Raw genomic sequence first — 3,570 nt, 5'->3', positions numbered from 1 at the left:
AATAATGCTTCTCCGAATGATGAATGGTAATAGTTACTCATCCATTTAGCTAATTGGAATTCTTTATCAGAACATATAGGTTCAAGATCTATTCTAGCTTTAATAGGATGTATTTTATAATTTCCATCAGCAGAGTCAGTTTCTTCTATAACAATACCTTTATTACCTTTTCCGCGTATTGGAGCAATAACTCTACATCCTACCAAGCTGTCATTAATCTCGTCTGGTTTTTTATATGTAAGTATTTTATCTATAGGTAGGTTAAAAACAACTTTAACATACATTACATTTTTTCACGACGTTTTTTATCTTCATATTTAGCCATGCAATTTACACATCTTAAAGTTTGCGGTATGGCAGTTAATCTCTCTTCGCTAATTTCTTCTTTACAATCTATGCATTTACCATATGTGCCGTCTTCTATTCTTTTAAGAGCATTATTAAGCATTTCTAATTTATCTTTTTCTTTTTGAGAAAAATTTACTAAATTTTGCTTTTCATAAGCCTGAAATGCTATATCTGCCATATCTCCGTGAGAGTCTTCTTTTAGAGATTCATAAATTTCATTGCCGCTTAGCAACTCATCTAAAGTCTTTTTCTTTTCTTCTAATAATAAATCTTTAAATTTCTTTAATTTCTTAGCAGTCATATAATAAACCTTTAAATAAATTCATAATCGCTAAGATAAAAACTTAACGTTTAGAGAACTGGAAGCGTTTTCTAGCACCAGATCTTCCGTATTTTTTACGTTCAACTACACGTGAATCTCTAGTAAGAAAACCATTTCTCTTTAATGTAGTTCTGAAATCCTGACTTTCTCCTACTAATGCTTTAGCAATACCATGTCTAACAGCATCAGCCTGAGCAGAAACTCCTCCGCCATGTACATTAGCAAATACATCATATTTACCAAAATTTCCTGTTACTTTTAAAGCGTCTTCTACTACTTTAAGAAGTGCTGCTCTGTTGCAGAAGTATTCAGCATAATTTTTTCCATTTATTATAATTTTACCGCTGCCCAAAGTAATACGTACTCTAGCATTAGCTGTTTTTCTTTTACCAGTAAAAATAGTTAATTGTTTAGATGCCATTTTTATTTATCTCCTAATTATATATTTACTACAGTAGGTTTATTAGCTTCATGCGGATGTTCGCTTCCGGCATATACTTTTAATTTTTTAAGATGAAGTCTGCCTAATGGATTATGAGAAAGCATACCTTTTACAGCTATTTTTACCATTCTTTCAGGATTTTTCTCTAATAATTCTCCATAACTAACAGCTTTAATACCGCCAGGATAACCTGTATGTCTATAGTGAATTTTTCCTTTCTTTTTATTGCCTGTTAATACTATATCTTTAGCATTTATAACTATAACATAATCTCCATTATCCAAATTATATGCATAGTCAACTTTATGTTTACCTTTAAGCATATAAGCCACTCTGCTTGCAACTCTTCCTAATGACTTACCTTTGGCATCTATAATTAGCCAATTTTGTTTAATATCTTTTTGTGATAGAACGTAAGTACTATTTTTTGTTTTTAATGTCTTTTTATCCATCATACACACCTTGATTTAACGTTTAAAAAATTTGGTAGTTTTATAAAATCTTAAAATGTAACGGTGCGTAATTATAACATAAAAACATTGTAAAGTCAAATTTTAATTGCTATTTTAACATAATATTATGATTTATATGGAATTTTTAATTTAATATGTTTTATATATTTGTTGTAGTATAAAATATATATTATTCTTTTATTGTTCTAATTATCATAAATGTGTTTTTTATACCTATTAAACTGATTATTTTAGCAGATTTTTTTAGTCCTATTATACTAATTAAGCCTATTATATTTTTTTGTTTAGTTAGTTTTGGTATATTTTTTAACCCTATTAATTTAATGACACTTTTGGATTTTTTTAGTCCTATGACTTTAATAATTTTGGATATTTTTCTAATATTATTCATAAACATTCAATTATATTTTGTACTATTATAATAAAATATTCGTATTTATTTTTTTATATTTTATAATTTAAATATTTATTTTAAATGTATATTATCCAATAATCTAGTAGCTCCGCAGTAGCATGATATTAATATAATGGAATTTTTTGTTGCTGTTTCCACACTAAGTAATGTGTCTTTATCTACTATATCAATATATTCTAGTTTTAGTACTTTATGCAGACGCAAATTATTCTTAATAATATCTATTAAATATGATGATTTTGTACTTGCTTTTTTGAATTCTTCTCTAGCTTCTTTCAATAGTTCATATATAACAGCGGCTTCTTCTTTTTCTCTATCGCTTAATAATACATTTATACTGCTTAAAGCAATCATATTATCATCTCTTACTATAGGTATAGTTTTTACTACTATATTATAATTCAAATCTTTAATCATTTTATTTATCATAAATACTTTTTGATAATCATTTTCTACTAAATATACATGTGTCGGAGATACTATATTAAAGAGTTTAGCCATTATTGTAATAAGACCTTTATAGTACAAGGGTCTTGAGATTCCATAAGATTTGCTGTAAATGCCGTCTATATTTATATAAGTTCCATAATCATCGGGTATCATATCTTCTACAGAAGGTAAAAATAATATATCAGCATTAAGATCATTTAATATTTTTTTATCCATATCTATATCTTGAGGATATTTTTCGATGTCTTCTACTTTAGTAAACTGGAGAGGATTAAGAAATATACTGACAATAACTATACTGCATTCTTTTTTTGCCTTTTTTATAAGTTCTTCATGTCCTTTGTGTAATGCTCCCATAGTTGGTATTAAAGCTATTGTTTTATTTTTATTGTTATTAACAAATTTATATACACTCTTGGCAGTTTTTAGTATAGTTAAAGCCATTTGTTATTCCATTTTTTTGTTCATTTTATCCTGATTTGTAGCAGGTTCATAAAAATATAATGCTAATATAGTTTGTATTGGAAACATTATAACCGCTTCTACAAACATGCTAATTCTTCTTACAAAAAAGATACTTTCTTTTTTTAGAATAAATACATTTAATATATATAGAATTTTTACAGCAGCAAATGCTAAAAATAATAATATTATTAAAAAATAAGGAATAGTATTTGGTGCCGGAAGTAATGCTATATATTTTGGTATTTCATCATTGTTTGAGTTTACTATAAATAAATAAATTCCAAATAAATATATAAATGCAAAAACTGCATCTAATACAATAGTAACAATAGTAGCATTTTTGTATGATATTTCCGGATAAAGCAAAGTACCGCATGAACGGCATTGTTTAGCATATTTGTCATTAACTGTTTTACAAGATTTACATTTAATAGTTTTAGCCATAATTTTTTAACAGCTCCTTCAATTTAATCAGCTTCAATATTAAAAATAATCATATTTATAAATAGTAAAATTGTCAACTATTAATTATCAATATATTCATTAAAATATATATTATTGATGTTTTAATTATTAAAAAAGAAGTTAATAGAAAATTCTATTAACTTCTTTTTTATCAAATATATGTTTAAATACGGACTATAATTTATTCTCT

At 25.9% G+C, this 3,570-nt stretch carries 5 protein-coding genes and 1 pseudogene; all 6 read right to left on the bottom strand.

Translation table 11 applies throughout. The features are described 5' to 3' along the window. Positions 1–284 (bottom strand): annotated as a pseudogene (locus Q0J90_RS11565) (primosomal protein N'); the annotation flags it as partial. Further along, entirely contained in the window at positions 284–649 is a 366-nt protein-coding gene (locus tag Q0J90_RS11560; RefSeq protein WP_028330701.1) for a TraR/DksA family transcriptional regulator, read from the bottom strand. The gene Q0J90_RS11560 and the pseudogene Q0J90_RS11565, both read right to left, overlap by 1 nt. Positions 650–692: 43 nt before the next feature. Then, positions 693–1,091 (bottom strand): 30S ribosomal protein S9, encoded by a 399-nt coding sequence (rpsI, locus tag Q0J90_RS11555; protein ID WP_297278053.1) that lies wholly within the window; start codon positions 1,089–1,091, stop codon positions 693–695. 17 nt (positions 1,092–1,108) lie between these two features. Further along, positions 1,109–1,564 (bottom strand): 50S ribosomal protein L13, encoded by a 456-nt coding sequence (rplM, locus tag Q0J90_RS11550; protein WP_297278052.1) that lies wholly within the window; start codon positions 1,562–1,564, stop codon positions 1,109–1,111. A gap of 487 nt (positions 1,565–2,051) precedes the next feature. Next, a complete protein-coding gene (panC, locus tag Q0J90_RS11545; protein WP_297278051.1) occupies positions 2,052–2,894 on the bottom strand; it encodes a pantoate--beta-alanine ligase in 843 nt (280 codons plus the stop codon). 3 nt (positions 2,895–2,897) lie between these two features. Next, entirely contained in the window at positions 2,898–3,359 is a 462-nt protein-coding gene (locus Q0J90_RS11540) for a hypothetical protein (RefSeq protein WP_297278050.1), read from the bottom strand. Between the last annotated feature and the right edge of the window lie 211 nt (positions 3,360–3,570).

This window comes from uncultured Brachyspira sp., from assembly GCF_944390595.1.
Lineage (GTDB): Bacteria > Spirochaetota > Brachyspiria > Brachyspirales > Brachyspiraceae > Brachyspira.
Note: the sequence above shows the minus strand (reverse complement) of the source record. Positions and strands in the feature narration are given on the sequence as shown.

Excerpts from the sequence above, each read along its gene's own strand:
- Q0J90_RS11560 (WP_028330701.1), bottom strand. The coding sequence starts at position 649 with ATGACTGCTAAGAAATTAAAGAAATTTAAAGATTTATTATTAGAAGAA.
- rpsI (WP_297278053.1), bottom strand. The coding sequence starts at position 1,091 with ATGGCATCTAAACAATTAACTATTTTTACTGGTAAAAGAAAAACAGCT.
- rplM (WP_297278052.1), bottom strand. The coding sequence starts at position 1,564 with ATGGATAAAAAGACATTAAAAACAAAAAATAGTACTTACGTTCTATCA.
- panC (WP_297278051.1), bottom strand. The coding sequence starts at position 2,894 with ATGGCTTTAACTATACTAAAAACTGCCAAGAGTGTATATAAATTTGTT.
- Q0J90_RS11540 (WP_297278050.1), bottom strand. The coding sequence starts at position 3,359 with ATGGCTAAAACTATTAAATGTAAATCTTGTAAAACAGTTAATGACAAA.